We start from the raw sequence: 15,342 nt of genomic DNA, 5'->3' as shown, positions 1-15,342 counted from the left end.
TACAAGGAATCTGAGCGCCGCGTGACCACTTCGGCAAAACTGGCCTGCGAGAGTTCTTGCCGCAGCCCGGGTAGCATGGGGATATGGCTGATTCTTCGTTTGACATTGTGAGCAAAGTTGACCAAATGGAGGCGGAAAACGCCGTCAACCAGGCGCAAAAGGAACTCGCTCAGCGCTACGACTTCAAGGGTGTTGGTGCCTCCGTCGAGTGGACGGGCGAAAACCTGCTCCTGAAGGCAAGCGCCGAAGAGCGCGTGAAGGCCGTTCTTGAGGTGCTTGAGGCCAAGTTCATCAAGCGCGGAATTTCGCTGCGCAGCCTCGACGCAGGTGAGCCTTTCCCGAGCGGCAAGGAGTACCGCATCGAGATCAGCCTGAAGAACGGTATCTCGTCAGAAGACGCGAAGAAGATTTCGAAGATCATCCGCGACGAAGCTCCCAAGAGCGTGAAGTCACAAATTCAGGGCGACGAACTGCGTGTGCAGTCCAAGAGCCGCGATGACCTTCAGTCCACGATGGCGCTGCTGAAGGGCAAAGATCTCGAAGTCGCGCTCCAGTTTGTGAACTTCCGCTAACACCTCCCCCAGCATGGATGTCTTCCTGCTGATCTTCGCGGCAACCCTGCTGGTTGCTGTGCTGTTCTCCGCTCTCGCGGGACGCACTGTGCTGTCGGCTGCCGTGCTGTTTTTGGTGGTCGGCTTCGTGATCGGTTCCGAAACCACAGGCATCCTGCAGTTTGATTCATCATCGCCTGAGGTATCGGCGATCGCTGAGATCGCCCTCTTTGTAGTGCTATTCACGGATGGCATGAAGATGGGTTGGCCTGACCTGCGCCGGGCTTGGCGACTTCCCGGTCGCGCTCTCGGCTGGGGTTTACCGTTAACGCTCGCCATCACGGCGGTGCTCGCGCACTTCCTTCTGGGGCTCGGCTGGGCGGAGTCGCTGCTGATCGGCGCCATATTGGCCCCCACTGACCCGGTATTTGCTGCGGCGCTCGTGGGCAATATGCGGGTGCCGCAGCGTTTACGCGAGCTTCTCAATGTGGAGTCTGGCGTCAACGACGGCTTGGCGCTGCCCTTCGTCGTGGTGTTCTTAGCGGTCAGCTCCGGATCAGACGAATTGCATCTGGGAGAACTTGGCCTTGAGCTTCTAGCCGGAACCGCTATCGGTATCGCCGTTCCGTGGATCGTCATCAAGGCTCTCCACACCCGCATCTTCGCGGCGGCAGGCGTGTTCGAGCCCATCGTGCCTATCGCTATTGGGCTTCTCGTGTTTGCTCTGTCGAGCTACACCCACGCCAACCTTTTCTTGGCCGCCTTTGCAGCGGGTGTGACCGTCGCCACCGTTGGCCACAAAGAACGTGAGGCCTTCGAGGAGTTCGGTGAGATCATCTCGGAGCTTCTCAAGCTCTTGGCCCTCATGATCTTCGGTGCGCTTTTGTCGTTCAAGTTCTTGGGCGAGATCGCGTGGACCGGCTGGGTCTTCGCCATTCTCGCGCTCATCGCCGCACGCCCCATCGCACTCGCTGTCTCGTTCGTGGGCTCGGGGCTGTCGATGCGAGAGCAGCTTGCCGCCATGTGGTTTGGCCCGAAGGGTTTCGCCTCGGTCGTATACGTGCTCGTGGTCGTCTCCGCCGGCATCCCCTCGGGAGACCTGATCTTCCACATTGTGGCTCTCACGATTGCGCTGTCGATCATCGCCCATTCATCGACGGATGTCATCGTCGCCCGGTCCTTCACGGAACCCGAGGAGACACCAGCGTGGCAAGGCCCGCCTCCGCGCTGGTAGCCGCGCGTCGGACCGCGAACATCACCAAGTTGGTCAGCGGGATTCGTTAGACTTCGCCCATGGACGCGGTCAATATCACCCTCAATTACACCGCGATTCTCGCCTTCATTCTCGTGGCTGTCGACTTCACGATTCGAGTGCTCTCGATCATCTACGTTCCGCGCAATCGGCGCCCCCAGACCGCCATGGCGTGGCTGCTAGCGATCTTTTTTATCCCCTACGTTGGCGTCTTGCTGTTCTTACTGTTGGGAAGCCGCAAACTGCCCAAAGGCCGCCGCGATAAGCAACTTGAGATCAACAAGTTCATTCTCGACACCACCGAGGGTATGGATCTCGTGAGCCGCGACCAGCCTTGGCCTCCCTGGTTGCAACCCGTGGTGGAACTCAACCGCACGCTCGGCGCGATGCCGCTCGTGGGTGGCAACTCAGCGAAACTCTATTCTGAGTATCAAGAATCCTTGGATGCCATGACCGAAGCGGTCGGTGAGGCAACAAGCTACGTGCACGTCGAGTTCTACATTCTCAGCCTCGACCCCACGACCAAGAAGTTCTTCGATGCCCTCGAGGCTGCAGTGAAACGTGGAGTGCGGGTGCGAGTGCTTCTCGACCACATCGCCTCGCTGCGTTCGCCGGGCTATCTCACCACCATCCGCCACTTGAAGCGCATCGGTGTCGATTGGCAGTTGATGTTGCCGGTTCAGCCCTTCAAGTGGAAGTTCCAGCGCCCCGATCTGCGCAACCACCGCAAGCTCCTCATCATTGATGGGCAAGTCGGGTTTACGGGCTCGCAGAACATGGTCGATTCCACCTACAACAAGCGCGTCAATAAGAAGCGCGGTCTCAAGTGGAAAGACCTCATGGTGCGCTTTGAGGGCCCCATCGTTGCCGGAATCAACTCGCTCTTCATTACTGACTGGTACAGCGAGACTGACGAATTACTCGTTCGCGAGAGCGTACAAAAGCTCGCTCGCACGAGCGCATCGCTTGATGCTCAAGTTGTGCCGAGCGGCCCGGGCTTTGAGGGCGAGAACAACCTCAGACTCTTTAACTCGCTGCTCTATGGCGCCCAACACCGCGTCATCATCACGAGCCCCTACTTTGTGCCAGACGACTCGATGCTTTATGCCATTACGACGGCGGCACAGAGCGGGCTCGACGTGCAATTGTTTGTCTCCGAGGTCGGGGACCAGGCGCTCGTGTATCACGCGCAGCGCAGCTACTACGAGACGCTGCTGCGGGCGGGCGTAAAGATCTGGCTGTTCCCGTCGCCGACTGTGCTGCACGCCAAGCACTTCACGATCGACGATCAGGTCGCCGTGATCGGCTCAAGCAACATGGACATGCGCTCGTTCAGCCTCAACCTCGAGATCTCGGTGATGGTGCGTGGTGCCGAGTTCATCGCCGACATGCGCGAACTCGAAGCTCAGTACCGCAGCGTCAGCCGTGAACTCACTCTTGAGGAGTGGATGACGCGGCCACGGCGATCCAAGGTCCTCGACAACATCGCGAGACTCACCGCAGCCGTTCAGTAGCCGCGGATGCTCGGCGGTCGCCGCCGTTCCCTCGCCCTGCTGGCTCAGGAACGCGCGACGCTGCGGACGCTATTTGGCGTCGGAACCCTGGGAAGCCGCGAGCATTTCGTCGCGATCGACAAGCTTGATGCGCGCGCGGCCTTCCGGCTCTCCGAGAGCGATTTCGTGGGCATCCAGCGACTGCCAGCCCTGCAAGTTTGTGTACTCAACGTCACGGCTCTTCAGAAGGTCGACGATGGCTTGCTCGTCGGCGTTCTCGGGGCTCCACCAGTTGGCCTGGTCGTTCATGACGTGCTTGATGGTTTCCATCGCGTCTGACTTGGTGTGACCGATGAGGCCTACAGGTCCGCGCTTGATCCAGCCGGTCGCATAGACGCCGTGCACTTGCTCATCGTTGTCGTCGATGACTTGACCTTCACGGTTCGGGATGACTCCGCGGTTCTCATCGAACGGGATGCCGTCGAGAGGCGATCCGAAGTAGCCAACAGCGCGATACAGGCTTTGCACCGCAACCTCGCGGAACTCGCCGGTGCCGACGACCCCGCCCTGGCCATCTGGCTTAGTGCGTTCATACCGGAAGCCCTCAACGCGGTCAGTGCCGAGAACCTCAACGGGGCCGGCGTAGAAGTGCAAGTGCAGACGACGCGACGCGTTACCCTTCTCTTCTCCACGCCATTTCGTGAAGATGCGGTCGAGCACCATGATCTGCTTGTTCGACTCGATCGCAGCCCTCGAGGCGTCGTCGTAGTCGAAGTCTTCTTCATAGACGACCATGTCGACATCGTTGAGTTCACCAAGCTCACGCAACTCAAGGGGAGTGAACTTCACCTGCATGGGTCCACGGCGGCCAAAGACGTGCACATCGGTCACAGGGCTCGCTTTGAGGCCCTCGTAGACGTTGGCCGGAATCTCGGTCGGCAGCAGGTCATCCGCGTGCTTAGCCAGCATTCTGGCGACGTCGAGTGCAACGTTTCCGTTGCCGATAACCGCGGTCTCTTTCGCATCCAACGTCCACTCGCGCGGGTAGTCGGGGTGGCCGTCGTACCAGCTGACGAAGTCGGCAGCACCGTGGCTGCCTGGCAGGTCGATTCCGGGAATCGGCAGCGGAGCATCCCGAACCGAACCGGTCGAGAAAATGACGGCGTTGTAGTGCTTCTTGAGGTCGTCGAGCGTGATGTCGCGCCCATACGTCACGTTGCCGAAGAGGCGGATGTTGCCCGTGTCGAGCACGTCACGAAGCGCATTGACGATGCCCTTGATACGCGGATGATCGGGAGCCACACCGTAGCGCACCAGACCATACGGCGCCGGAAGCTGCTCGAACAGGTCGATCGACACCTCGAACTGGCGTTCTGCCTTCAGGAGGATGTCAGCGGCGTAGATTCCGGCAGGGCCTGCGCCAACAATGGCCAGTCGTAGCTTGCTCATCTGTTGCGATTTCCGTTCATCTCGGTGCGCCCGGGGCGCGGGCGAGTGGGCGTACTAGTTGGAGCGTTCGACGATGCTCTCGGCAAAACGCGTCAGGGCTTTCTTGACGGAGCCATCGGGCAGCGGGGCAAGAGCTTCTACAGCTTCGCGACCCCAACGACGGGCTTCATCCAAAGTCTTCTTCGTAACCGGATGCTCGCGCAGATCGGTCACGGCAGCATCAATTGCCGCCTCATCACCCTCGCCATAGAAGTTGGCGTTCACATCGCGCTCGATGCGGGTGAGCAATTCAGCAGCGTCACTGTCGGTAAGCGCAAGCTCACGCAGATACAAGAGAGGCAGAGTCGCAACGCCACTGCGCAGGTCAGTTCCGGGCTTCTTGCCGGTCTTGCCGGTCTCCGCCGACAAATCAATAACGTCGTCAATGAGCTGGAAAGCGACACCGATCTTTTCGCCGAAGTCGCGCACGGGAACCGTGTACTCCCTGGGCGCGTTAGAGAACATCACACCGACCTCAGCCGCTGTAGCAATCAACGAACCCGTCTTATCGGCGAGCACCTGAAGGTAATGCTCAACGGGGTTCTCGTCGGGCTTCGGCCCCAACGTCTCATGCAACTGGCCCAAGCACAGTCGCTCAAAAGTGTTCGACTGCAAGATGAGCGCCTCGGAGCCCAACCCTGCAATGAGCTTGCTCGCCCGCGCGAACAGCAGATCCCCGGTGAGGATCGCGACCGAATTGCCCCACACGTTCTGGGCGCTCGGAACACCGCGGCGCAATTGCGCCTCATCCATAACGTCATCGTGGTAGAGCGAAGCAAGGTGAGTGATCTCTACAGCCTGAGCCGCCGTCACCACATCTGCGTTATTGCCGTCACCAAGCTGAGCGGTGAGCAGCGCCAGCACGGGGCGCACGCGCTTGCCGCCAGCTTCGAGCAGGTAGCGGCTCGTGGCATCCGCAATCTCGTCGGCAAAAGCCATGTGAGAAAGCAGGCCAGCCTCGACCTCGTCGAGGCCCTTTTCAATCGCCGTCGCGAAACGACGCTCATCGCTCGAAGCGAACAGTTTCTCTCCCAGCCCCAGAGAGGAGCTCAGAGTGTTACTGCGACGAGCAGGAGGAACGCTCGGGTTCACTAATCAACCGGTTTCTTTTGCGAAGCGCTACGGCTTCGGTGTGCTGTCGGAGTTGGTCTTTGTCGTCTTGATCGTCTTGATCGGACGAGTGGCGTTGCCCTTGCGCTTGGCAACCGATGCCAGAACGGTGGCATCAGCGGGCTTGTGCCCACGGTGCATGGCCACAATGCCTGCGGTGAGATTGCGGTACGCGACACGGGTGAACCCGGCTGCCCGGATCCACTGGCTGAGTTCGCCCTGATCGGGCCACTCACGAATCGACTCTGCGAGATAGGTGTACGCCTCAGGATTAGAGCTTGAGCGATCAGCGATGATCGGCATCACTCGGTTGAGGTACGTGAAGTAACCGGCGCGCACGATCGCGACCGGCGGCTTCGAGAATTCGGTGATCACGAGACGGCCGCCCGGCTTGAGCACGCGGTACATCTCCGAGAGCGCCGCGCGCGGATCGTTGATGTTGCGCAGGCCGAAGCTAATCGTCACGGCGTCGAACTCGTTGTCGCCAAACGGCAACTGCTGCGCATCGCCCTGAATGAACTCGATCTTCTTGTGGCGCTTGCGGGCCTGCTCGACCATCCCCGTAGAGAAATCGAGGCCGACAACTCGAGCGCCATTGCGATGAAGCGCTGCCGAGCTTGTGCCCGTGCCCGCCGCGATATCGAGGATGCGCTCGCCTGCCGCCGGAGCAACCGCACGGACGGTAGCGGCCCGCCACAACACTGCATTTCCGGCCGAGAGTACGTTGTTCGTGCGGTCATAATGTTTTGCGACACCGTCGAACATTCCGGCTACGTCTTCCGGTCGCTTGTTCATGTCAGCCTTACCCACCCCTTTAGTCTAGGGCGCTCAGAGCCGATGCTCACTTTCTAGGCCCCAACTGACAGGTACTCTGATACTTGTGGGACAAAAAGGGGCTATAGAGCGGTCCGTTCACGGGCGGAATCGGAGACACTGCGATGGTTAGCACCCCCGAGATTCTCACCGTTGTCACTCGCCCGACAGCCGCCGTCGACCGACTGCTCGACTGGATCACTCCGCAGCATCCCATCGCCTTCGTTCGAGATGGAGACGGTCTCGTCGGCATCGGCGAACTGCTGCGCCTCGAGTTTCGCGGCGCTGACCGCTTTACCGCCGCAGCAACCGCGTGGAGCGAACTTGCGCGCGCAGCCGTCGTTCACGACAGCGTCAAGCGCCCAGGCACCGGCCTCGTCGCCCTCGGCAGTTTCGCCTTCGCCGACTCCTCCGACTCCGTAAGCGTGCTCATCGTGCCGCGCATCGTTGTGGGCAGCCGCGACGGAATTCAGTGGGTCACCACCATCACCACCGCCGAGACAAGCGGGCAACCCGGCGCCACAGGCGGCTTGCCCGAAGGCGCACATGAGCCCGCAGGCGACCCCGTTCATATCAACTTCGCCCCCGGCCAGATGAGCGCGAAAAACTTCACCGCAACCGTCACGGCAGCACTGCGCAAGATCGCCTCAGGAGCGGCAGCCAAAATCGTCATCGCCCGCGACCAAACGGCCGAGCTGCCCGCCGAGGCCGACCTTCGACTGCCCATCACCGCGCTCGCCAGCCGCTACCCCGACACCTTCACATTCGCCGTCGATGGCCTCATCGGCTCAAGCCCCGAAACCCTAGTTCGTGTGCAGAACGGTGCCGTCAGCGCCCGCGTGCTCGCGGGAAGTGCCGCGCGCGGCAACGACCGCATCTCCGACGGGCGAGCCGCAAACACCCTCATGAAATCGCCCAAAGATCAGAAAGAACATGCGCTCGCGCTTGCCAGCGTCATGGATGCTCTCGCACCGCTCAGCAGCGAACTGCACGCGGCATCCGAACCGTTCGCCCTGCAATTGCCGAACCTGTGGCACCTCGCCACCGACATCGAAGGCCAACTCAGCCAGCGCTCCAGCGGACTCGACCTCATTGGAATCTTGCACCCCACCGCTGCCGTAGCCGGCACACCCACGCCCGACGCCATCCGACTCATCGACGAGCTCGAAGGCTTCGACCGTGGCCGCTACGCTGGCCCGGTCGGCTGGGTGGATGCCAATGGCAATGGTGAATGGGCCGTTGCGTTGCGCTGTGCCCAAGTCGCTGGCGCGCGCATCACCGCGTATGCCGGCGCTGGAATAGTCGCGGGCTCGGATGCCAAGAAAGAGCTCGCGGAAACAGAACTCAAGTTCCGCCCCATCGTGGAGGCCTTCAGCTAGCACAGCAGTGACCAGCGTGTGAGGTTAAGGCGTGATCTCCTGCAGCAGCGCCTCGACGTGAGAGCGGATCTCATCGCGCACGCGGCGCACTCCAGCGGCATCGAGCTCAGCGGGGTCGACGAGCCGCCAATCAAGGTAGCGCTTGCCAGGATAGATCGGGCACGCGTCACCACACCCCATCGTGATCACTACGTCGGCGGCGCGCACGACGTCATCGGTGAGGGGCTTCGGAAAGTCCTGACCCACATCGATCCCGACCTCAGCCATCGCCTCAACGACGCTCGCGAGAATCGTCACTCCGGGCTCAGAGCCCGCGGAGCGCACATGCACACGGTCCTTGCCGAGTTCACGCAACCAGGCCGCAGCCATCTGCGAGCGACCAGAGTTCTGCACGCACACGAAGAGCACTTCGGGAACCGGCTTAGGAATGACACCTTTAGCCTGCGCAAGAGCTGCCAACCGGTCATGAGCAAAGCGGTAGGCGAGGCTCGGGAGATGAGTAGAAACTTTCGCCGAACGCGCAAGGGCCGCGTACGACTCAAAGAGAGTTCGTTCGATTGTCTCTTCGTTCACCAACCCCGCGTACTGCGCCGCCAAGCGCTCAGCGCTTCGGCGAAGCACGTTGTCAGGATCGTTAAGGGGCAATTGGCCCGCTGCTGCTGATCGCACAATTCCTCGTTTCGCTCGAACATCAAAAGCATAGATGGTTGTCTATGCTTTTGCACTGTTCAACGAACGAGGTTCACCTACCGTTCACCACGCAACGCAAAACCTCAGCTAGCCGCCAAGCGTTTCTTTTCCGCTTCAACGTCATAATCAGCACTCGGCCACTGCGGATCCATGCCCTGCAGAGCGTCGAGAAGCAGCTGCTGAACAGCCCAACGGGCGTACCACTTGTGGTTGGCCGGGATCACATACCAGGGCGCACTTTCGGTTGTCGTGCGGCGCAGAGCGATCTCGTACGCCTCTTGGTACTCCTCCCAGAGCAGGCGCTCATCCACGTCACCCGGGTTGTACTTCCAGTGCTTCTCGGGGCGATCGAGTCGCTCTTGTAGCCGCTCTTTTTGCTCGTCGGCGCTGATGTGCAGCATCACCTTGATGAGGGTTGTTCCCTGCGCCACCAACTCCTCTTCAAACTCCCGGATGATGCCGTAGCGCTCTTCAACAGTCTCCGGAGTAGAGAATCCGCGCACTCGGTGAATCAAAACATCCTCGTAGTGCGAGCGATCGAAGACACCGATGAACCCCGCCTCCGGCAGCTCCTTGCGAATGCGCCACAGAAAGTCGTGCGACTTCTCTTCATCCGTGGGTGCCTTGAACGCGTGAATCTGCACGCCCTGCGGGTCGACTCCACCAATGACGTGACGCAGGATGCCGCCCTTGCCCGCAGTATCCATGGCCTGCAGCACGAGCAGAACGCGGCGTTCGCCACCGAACTTGCTCTCGGCAAAAAGTCGCTCTTGCAGGTCAGCGAGTTTCTCGCCGTTTTTCTCTAACGCCTTCTCGGCATCCTTCTTGTCGCCATCGAACCCAGGAGTCGATGACGGGTCAATGCTCGCAAGCTCGAAGTCAGCGGTGACAGGCGTGAGAGTGCTCATAACCCAAGGCTACTCTCAGGCCCTCTGCGACAGCCGTCGTCTATGGCCTTAGCGACCGAGCGGAACTTCGATGATTGTGGGCTCGGGATGAGCCGAAAGGGCTTGGTCAAGCTCGCCCCGCGTCGACGCAGAAATATAGCGCCAACCGTAGGCAGCAGCGAGCGCCTCGATAGATGCATTCTGTTGAGTCAGCAGCACCCGGTCGAAACTCTCGCCGGCCTGACCTGCGACCTCGAGTCCGTCGAAGATTGTGCCACCACCGTCGTTGCCGACAATCACTTGGATGCGCGGACGAGGTTCTCCCGCGCCGAACATGAGCGCGCCCACGTCATGAAAAATGGCGAGGTCGCCGAGAAGAACACGAGTGACGCCCTCGTTGCCCTTCTCCGCTTGACTCGCGAGGGCAATACCTAACGCCGTCGAGATGGTGCCGTCGATGCCCGCGAGACCACGATTGGCATGAACCGAAATCTTCTTGCCCGGCGCAACGCGGTCTACCTCGCGAATGAGGCGCGAAGCACCCAACACGAGGCGATCGTGCGGCCACGTCGCGCGCCACACTGCCTCGGCGAGCATCCGCCGATCGACGGGGGTGCGCACAATCGCAAGCTCAGACTTGGCGTGAGTTCCAGCATCCGCATCAATATCGGGCGCAATGCTCTCGGTTTCGAGCAACTGGCGGCTCGTCGTTACCCAGCGCCCCAGCCAGGCGCGGTCGGTAGCTTCGCCCGAAACAGAAACCTCATCGACGAAGAGTCGCACGCAGCGGCCGGGGTTGTAGTCGTCTGCCGAGGGATGCCGCACGACGACAGTCTCGACGCCGCGACGCTGAATGAGCGCCGGAATTTCGCGGCTCAGAGTCGGATGCCCGAATACGATCACGCGAGCGACGCGGTCGCCGAAGTTGGCCGTGTTCAACAGCTCGCGATAGGCAACGACGAGGTTCGGGCCGAAATGGGCGCCACTCGAAACCTCGGCGATGAGCGGTGCACCCAGCTCGCGAGCAACCTGCTCAGCCCGCGGGCCAGCGCCGGTTCCGGCCACCACCACAGTTGCGGGAGACGGGCTCAGCGCGAGCGTCGCGGGAGCGCCAGGCGACTGGTGCGTGGTGTTTTCCACCACGGGGTCGAGGTCACTAAAAAGATCGGGGAACACGGGCTCGCGGTGAGCCGCCGGTTCGGGGGCCACCTCGTTCTCAGTAGGATGCCAGACGAACGGCGCAGACAGCGGCTCGTCGAAAGACAGGTTGAGATGAACGGGGCCGTTGACCGCGGCGACAGCGTCGCGCGCGAGTTGGGCCGCGGCATCCATCTCGCCGGCAGCACCGGTCGGCGCCTCGACATCCCACGTCTGGTGAACAGCGGTGCCGAAAATTCCCGGCTGCTGAGTGGTCTGGTTGGAGCCAATGCCGCGCAGGGAATCCGGTCGGTCGGCACTAATGATGATGAGCGGAACAGCAGAGTGATGTGCTTCGAGCACCGCCGGATGCAGGTTGGCTACCGCGGTGCCGGAGGTCGTGACAACCAAGACCGGCGACTGCGTTTCGACCGCGAGACCGAGAGCAAGGAAGGCCCCCACACGCTCGTCGATGCGCACGCGCAGTCGCAACAAGCCGTGCTTTTCGAACTCGGCAGCGGCAAGCGCAATAGCCTGCGAGCGCGAGCCGGGGCTCAGCACGATGTCTCGAACGCCGAGACGAACGAACTCTTCGAGAAGGGCTACCGAGAAATTGGTGGCCGGAGAGTTAGTTGATCTTATCGTCATCGTCGAGATCTGCTAGTTCCTGTTCGAGGCGGCGAATGCGCTCATCCTGTTCTTCTTTGGCGCGCATGTTGCGCAAGAAATCGGGGTCATCGTCAGGCGCAACGGTGCGCGGACGACCAGAGCTAGAACTACGTGCCTTACCGAGCATGAACCAGAGCACTACGCCAATGACGGGCAAGAGCAGGATCACGATAATCCAGAGCGCCTTAGGCAATGCGCGCACGCGGCTGCGATCAGTCAGAGCCACATCCACGATGGAGAACACGTCGACCGCAACGAGTGCGAAGGCGAGAACGACCAATAGACGAGTCATGCCACCATTCTACGCTCGCAGGCTGCGCGCGGGATGCGAGCCTAGACTGATGCCGTGAAACCTTGGATTGCCTACACGCTGCTCCGCCTCGGAGTGTTCGCTGCTGCGTTCACTCTTCTCATGATTGCGGACACTGAGCCGTGGCTCGCCGCCGTCATTGCGACAGTGCTCGGGTTCGCCGTTTCCTATGTCTTTTTTGGCAAGCTTCGGGATGCTGTTGCTCTCGATTTTGCCGCTCGTCGCGAAGGCCCGAGCCACGATCCCGATCGCGATGCCGAAGATGCCGAGGCCGACTTCGACTCTGCCGCCGAGCCTGTTGCTGACGACAACGCTCGCGAGTCTTCGCTAGAAGGCGATAGCCAGAGCGAGGCCGATGCCGAACAGCAGAGCAGTGAGCCCCGTCAGCTTTAGCGCCAAGATCAGTTCGGCCGGTGTCTTGCCGGTGAGCACGATCACGCAGGCCGGGAGCGCTGCCAGCAGCACGAAGTACACGAGGTAGGCGTTGAAGTAGAGCAGGGTATACACGCCCAGAATGCCGAACGGTACGAGCATCGCGACGACGTAGAAGATTCGCGACGGCAGATTGCCCATTCGAACAGCCAGCGTGCGCTTGCCCGCGATCTTGTCTTGAGCGATATCCCGGATGTTGTTGACCATGAGCGTCGCGACCGCGAACAGCCCCACGGCGACGGCGGCCAGCCACGACTCTAGGTTCACGGTATCCGCGAGCACGTAGGTGGTTCCCGCCGTGGCGACGAGGCCGAAGAAGATGAAGACGAAGATCTCGCCGAGGCCGAGGTACCCGTACGGGCGCTTGCCGCCGGTGTAAAAGTAGGCGGCGACGATCGCGGCCGCTCCCACCCCGAGTAGCCACCAGTGCTCGCTGCGCACGACAATGATGAGCCCTGCAACAGCGGCAATGCCGAACCAGACGAACGCGACCGTGATGACGGTGCGCGGACGAGCGGCACCCGAGGCGGTGAGCCGACGAGGACCAACGCGGTGATCATCCGTTCCCCTCACTCCGTCGGAGTAGTCGTTGGCGAAGTTCACACCGATCTGCAGCGAGACCGCGACCACGAGGCAGAGCAGGGCGCGCAGCCAGTGCCACCCAGCACCGTCTTCTTCATGCGGCAGCACATAGGCGGCAGCGGTGCCGAGCGCCACGGGAGCAAAAGCGAGGGGAAGCGTCTGGATGCGAGCGCCGCTGATCCAGTCGCGCGCCGTTGCCTTGGCAATCTTGGGCGCTTTCGGCGGGCGCCCACCCGGACGGCCACTCTTGTTCTTTCCGGTGCCGGCATTCTTGTTGCCGTTCTTGCCCGCCGCCGAACTCGACTTCGAGCCCGCCTTCGGCGAGACGGTCTTCGGATCGATGCGTTGCTGTTTGGGAGAGGCCACGGAGGGATTCTACTTAAGCACGACTGACGCTAAGGCGAGTTTGTCGGGTTTTCCCGTCGAAAGCAGAGGAATCTCATCGATCAGGATGACGCGAGCGGGAGCCGCTGCCGTCGAAGACAGCTGGGCAGCGACCGACTGGCGCAGCACATCCAGCTCGATGGCCGTCGTCGTGATGACGACGGGAGCTTCGCCCCACTCTGGATGCGGAGCCGCCACCACTACCGCGGCACTCTGCCCGGGAAGCGCCCGAACAGCGGTCTCCACCTCGGCGAGGGAAACCTTCACCCCGCCCGAAATGATCATGTCGTCGGCGCGGCCGCGAACCCTCAGCACGCCGTCCACAATCTCCCCGACATCGTCGGTGCGGTACCAGCGCACGCCCTCGTGCAGACGGAATGAGAAGGCGCTGCGGCGCGGATCGTCGAGGTAGCCCTCAGCGAGCATCGGCCCCGAAAGTTCGATGCGGTCATCCACGAGTCGTAGGCCCACACCGGGCAGCGGTTTACCGTCCCAGACAGCACCGCCGCTGGTCTCGCTTGACCCATACGTCGTCGAGACGGCGAGGCCGCGAGCGCGAGCCGCAGCGAGCAGAGCGATCGGCGTCGACTGGCCGCCGACCAAAATCCGAGTGAAACGAGAGAGGGCCGCGACAGCTTCATCCGACTCGAGCAGTCGCGAGAGTTGTACGGGCACGAGCGAGACAAAGCGACGCTCGGCAGTGAGTTCGGCCGCAGCAGCCACGAAGGTCTCCGCCGTGAACCCCTTCGGAGGCATGAGTACGGGTTCGGTGCCGGCAAAGTACGAGCGCGACAGCACGTTGATGCCCGCGATGTAGTGCGCCGGAACGGCCAGCAGCCACTGGCCAGATCCGCCCAGAAGTTCGTCGGATGCCGCAGCACTCGCCTTCAACGCCGCAGCACTGAGCATTACGCGCTTGGGGCGGCCGGTCGATCCGCTCGTTTCCACAATGACCGCAACGTTCGCGGGCACGGTCTCGGGCAGGCCAGAGGGGGAGGTCGGGTGCGGCAGAATCGCGGCTCCCGATCCATCGAGTGCTGGCTTCAGCGCCGCCCACACCTTGCGGGGATCACGGGCGTCAACAGACCAGAGTTCTCGGGTCGGAGTGTTTTCAGCGGTCACGGGTAAACCTCTCTGCTTAGTACTGCCAGGGGAAGGGCGACCAGTCGGGTTCGCGCTTCTGCAGGAACGAGTCGCGGCCTTCCACAGCTTCGTCGGTGCCGTACGCCAGGCGGGTGGCTTCGCCGGCGAAGACCTGCTGGCCCACAAGACCGTCATCGACGGCGTTGAGGGCGAACTTGACCATGCGGATGGCGGTGGGCGACTTGGTCATGATCGTGGTCGCCCAGTCGTAGGCCGTGGCTTCGAGCTCGGTGTGCGGCACGGAGGCGTTGATCGCTCCCGCGTCGAGGGCGCGCTGCGCGTCGTACTCCCGGGCAAGGAAGAACACCTCGCGGGCAAACTTTTGGCCGACCTGGCGGGCGAAGTAGGCACTGCCGTAGCCGGCGTCGAACGACCCGACGTCGACATCCGTCTGCTTAAAGCGGGCGTGCTCGGCGCTGGCAATCGTGAGATCGCAAACCACGTGAAGCGAGTGCCCTCCCCCGGCGGCCCAACCCGGAACGACGGCGATAACGACCTTGGGCATGAAGCGGATGAGGCGCTGCACCTCGAGGATATGCAGGCGACCGGCAGCGGCACGGCGCTTGCCCGCTGCGGCGGCAGCTTCGGCTTCGGAGAGCTCAGCTGCGGCCGTGGGGTTCGTGGCGCCTTCTTGGCCTTCGTACTCGTAGCCGGCCCGGCCACGGATCCGTTGGTCGCCGCCCGAGCAGAATGCCCAGCCGCCGTCTTTGTCGCTTGGACCGTTGCCGGTGAGCAATACGACGCCGATGCGCGGGTTTTGGCGAACGTCGTCGAGTGTTTGGTAGAGCTCGTCGACCGTGTGCGGCCGAAAGGCATTGCGCACCTCTGGCCGGTCAAAGGCGATGCGCGCGATTGTTCCTGTCACATCGTGGTGATAGGTGATGTCGGTCAGGTCGTCGAACCCGGCGACTGATCGCCACAACTTCTCGTCAAAGATTTCAGAAACAGGCGCCATGGCTCCACCATAACCATCGGGCTGCCGAGCAAGCTGATGCCGAACCGTGGATGCTCAGCTTTCGCTC

Annotated in this window: 15 protein-coding genes; 5 read left to right on the top strand and 10 right to left on the bottom strand. The window is 61.9% G+C overall.

Features of this window, described 5'->3' with window-relative positions; genetic code table 11:
- Nucleotides 1–83: 83 nt before the first annotated feature.
- From AACZ26_RS08725 to cls, 3 genes are read left to right on the top strand one after another with little or no spacing between them, the layout of a single operon-like run.
- Nucleotides 84–572: a YajQ family cyclic di-GMP-binding protein gene (locus AACZ26_RS08725; protein WP_339620789.1), complete on the top strand. Its 489-nt coding sequence runs from the start codon at nucleotides 84–86 to the stop codon at nucleotides 570–572.
- 13 nt (nucleotides 573–585) lie between these two features.
- A complete protein-coding gene (locus tag AACZ26_RS08720; RefSeq protein WP_339620787.1) occupies nucleotides 586–1,785 on the top strand; it encodes a cation:proton antiporter in 1,200 nt (399 codons plus the stop codon).
- A gap of 59 nt (nucleotides 1,786–1,844) precedes the next feature.
- On the top strand, nucleotides 1,845–3,317 hold the full coding sequence (gene cls, locus AACZ26_RS08715) for a cardiolipin synthase (RefSeq protein WP_339620784.1): 1,473 nt from the start codon (nucleotides 1,845–1,847) through the stop codon (nucleotides 3,315–3,317).
- A 69-nt stretch (nucleotides 3,318–3,386) separates the two neighbouring features.
- Here the strand turns inward: cls and AACZ26_RS08710 are convergent, their stop codons facing one another.
- The 3 genes from AACZ26_RS08710 to ubiE are packed head-to-tail and all read right to left on the bottom strand — an operon-like array spanning nucleotide 3,387 to nucleotide 6,689.
- A complete protein-coding gene (locus AACZ26_RS08710) occupies nucleotides 3,387–4,745 on the bottom strand; it encodes an FAD-dependent oxidoreductase (protein WP_339620782.1) in 1,359 nt (452 codons plus the stop codon).
- A 54-nt stretch (nucleotides 4,746–4,799) separates the two neighbouring features.
- Complete coding sequence (locus tag AACZ26_RS08705) at nucleotides 4,800–5,876, bottom strand: polyprenyl synthetase family protein (protein WP_339620780.1); 1,077 nt, start codon at nucleotides 5,874–5,876, stop codon at nucleotides 4,800–4,802.
- Between the two features lie 27 nt (nucleotides 5,877–5,903).
- Nucleotides 5,904–6,689 carry a bifunctional demethylmenaquinone methyltransferase/2-methoxy-6-polyprenyl-1,4-benzoquinol methylase UbiE gene (gene ubiE / locus AACZ26_RS08700; protein ID WP_339620779.1) on the bottom strand — a complete coding sequence of 262 codons (786 nt, stop codon included), beginning with the start codon at nucleotides 6,687–6,689 and terminating at the stop codon, nucleotides 5,904–5,906.
- A 143-nt stretch (nucleotides 6,690–6,832) separates the two neighbouring features.
- Here ubiE and AACZ26_RS08695 point away from each other — a divergent pair, with 143 nt between their 5' ends.
- The gene (locus AACZ26_RS08695; protein ID WP_339620777.1) at nucleotides 6,833–8,086 is read left to right on the top strand and encodes an isochorismate synthase; all 1,254 of its coding nucleotides are present in this window, start codon (nucleotides 6,833–6,835) and stop codon (nucleotides 8,084–8,086) included.
- A gap of 24 nt (nucleotides 8,087–8,110) precedes the next feature.
- On the opposite strand, the gene AACZ26_RS08690 is transcribed toward AACZ26_RS08695, so the two are convergent.
- The 4 genes from AACZ26_RS08690 to AACZ26_RS08675 all read right to left on the bottom strand — a co-directional run bounded on the left by AACZ26_RS08690 (nucleotide 8,111) and on the right by AACZ26_RS08675 (nucleotide 11,761).
- The gene (locus AACZ26_RS08690; RefSeq protein ID WP_339620776.1) at nucleotides 8,111–8,755 is read right to left on the bottom strand and encodes an arsenate reductase ArsC; all 645 of its coding nucleotides are present in this window, start codon (nucleotides 8,753–8,755) and stop codon (nucleotides 8,111–8,113) included.
- 104 nt (nucleotides 8,756–8,859) lie between these two features.
- Nucleotides 8,860–9,684 (bottom strand): polyphosphate kinase 2 family protein, encoded by an 825-nt coding sequence (locus tag AACZ26_RS08685; protein WP_339620774.1) that lies wholly within the window; start codon nucleotides 9,682–9,684, stop codon nucleotides 8,860–8,862.
- Between the two features lie 48 nt (nucleotides 9,685–9,732).
- Nucleotides 9,733–11,448, bottom strand: a complete 1,716-nt coding sequence (menD, locus tag AACZ26_RS08680; protein WP_339620772.1) for a 2-succinyl-5-enolpyruvyl-6-hydroxy-3-cyclohexene-1-carboxylic-acid synthase — start codon at nucleotides 11,446–11,448, stop codon at nucleotides 9,733–9,735.
- Nucleotides 11,429–11,761 carry a PLDc N-terminal domain-containing protein gene (locus AACZ26_RS08675; protein WP_339620770.1) on the bottom strand — a complete coding sequence of 111 codons (333 nt, stop codon included), beginning with the start codon at nucleotides 11,759–11,761 and terminating at the stop codon, nucleotides 11,429–11,431. Before AACZ26_RS08675 ends, menD begins: the two co-directional genes overlap by 20 nt.
- A gap of 54 nt (nucleotides 11,762–11,815) precedes the next feature.
- Between AACZ26_RS08675 and AACZ26_RS08670 the strand changes: the two genes are divergently transcribed.
- Nucleotides 11,816–12,172, top strand: coding sequence for a DUF4229 domain-containing protein (locus tag AACZ26_RS08670; protein ID WP_339620768.1), 357 nt, complete (start codon nucleotides 11,816–11,818; stop codon nucleotides 12,170–12,172).
- On the opposite strand, the gene AACZ26_RS08665 is transcribed toward AACZ26_RS08670, so the two are convergent.
- From AACZ26_RS08665 to AACZ26_RS08655, 3 genes are read right to left on the bottom strand one after another with little or no spacing between them, the layout of a single operon-like run.
- Nucleotides 12,107–13,159: a 1,4-dihydroxy-2-naphthoate polyprenyltransferase gene (locus AACZ26_RS08665; protein WP_339620766.1), complete on the bottom strand. Its 1,053-nt coding sequence runs from the start codon at nucleotides 13,157–13,159 to the stop codon at nucleotides 12,107–12,109. The genes AACZ26_RS08670 and AACZ26_RS08665 overlap by 66 nt on opposite strands.
- Before the next feature lie 9 nt (nucleotides 13,160–13,168).
- Nucleotides 13,169–14,299 carry an AMP-binding protein gene (locus tag AACZ26_RS08660; protein WP_339620763.1) on the bottom strand — a complete coding sequence of 377 codons (1,131 nt, stop codon included), beginning with the start codon at nucleotides 14,297–14,299 and terminating at the stop codon, nucleotides 13,169–13,171.
- A gap of 16 nt (nucleotides 14,300–14,315) precedes the next feature.
- Nucleotides 14,316–15,275: a 1,4-dihydroxy-2-naphthoyl-CoA synthase gene (locus tag AACZ26_RS08655; protein WP_339620761.1), complete on the bottom strand. Its 960-nt coding sequence runs from the start codon at nucleotides 15,273–15,275 to the stop codon at nucleotides 14,316–14,318.
- Nucleotides 15,276–15,342 lie beyond the last annotated feature (67 nt).

This window comes from uncultured Salinibacterium sp. (assembly GCF_963974405.1).
GTDB lineage: Bacteria > Actinomycetota > Actinomycetes > Actinomycetales > Microbacteriaceae > Rhodoglobus.
Note: the sequence above shows the minus strand (reverse complement) of the source record. Positions and strands in the feature narration are given on the sequence as shown.

Bases quoted from the DNA above. Each gene is read 5' to 3' on its own strand.
- AACZ26_RS08720 (WP_339620787.1), top strand. From the start codon at position 586: ATGGATGTCTTCCTGCTGATCTTCGCGGCAACCCTGCTGGTTGCTGTG.
- AACZ26_RS08695 (WP_339620777.1), top strand. From the start codon at position 6,833: ATGGTTAGCACCCCCGAGATTCTCACCGTTGTCACTCGCCCGACAGCC.
- AACZ26_RS08685 (WP_339620774.1), bottom strand. From the start codon at position 9,684: ATGAGCACTCTCACGCCTGTCACCGCTGACTTCGAGCTTGCGAGCATT.
- AACZ26_RS08725 (WP_339620789.1), top strand. From the start codon at position 84: ATGGCTGATTCTTCGTTTGACATTGTGAGCAAAGTTGACCAAATGGAG.
- menD (WP_339620772.1), bottom strand. From the start codon at position 11,448: ATGACGATAAGATCAACTAACTCTCCGGCCACCAATTTCTCGGTAGCC.
- AACZ26_RS08710 (WP_339620782.1), bottom strand. From the start codon at position 4,745: ATGAGCAAGCTACGACTGGCCATTGTTGGCGCAGGCCCTGCCGGAATC.
- cls (WP_339620784.1), top strand. From the start codon at position 1,845: ATGGACGCGGTCAATATCACCCTCAATTACACCGCGATTCTCGCCTTC.
- AACZ26_RS08655 (WP_339620761.1), bottom strand. From the start codon at position 15,275: ATGGCGCCTGTTTCTGAAATCTTTGACGAGAAGTTGTGGCGATCAGTC.
- AACZ26_RS08675 (WP_339620770.1), bottom strand. From the start codon at position 11,761: ATGACTCGTCTATTGGTCGTTCTCGCCTTCGCACTCGTTGCGGTCGAC.
- ubiE (WP_339620779.1), bottom strand. From the start codon at position 6,689: ATGAACAAGCGACCGGAAGACGTAGCCGGAATGTTCGACGGTGTCGCA.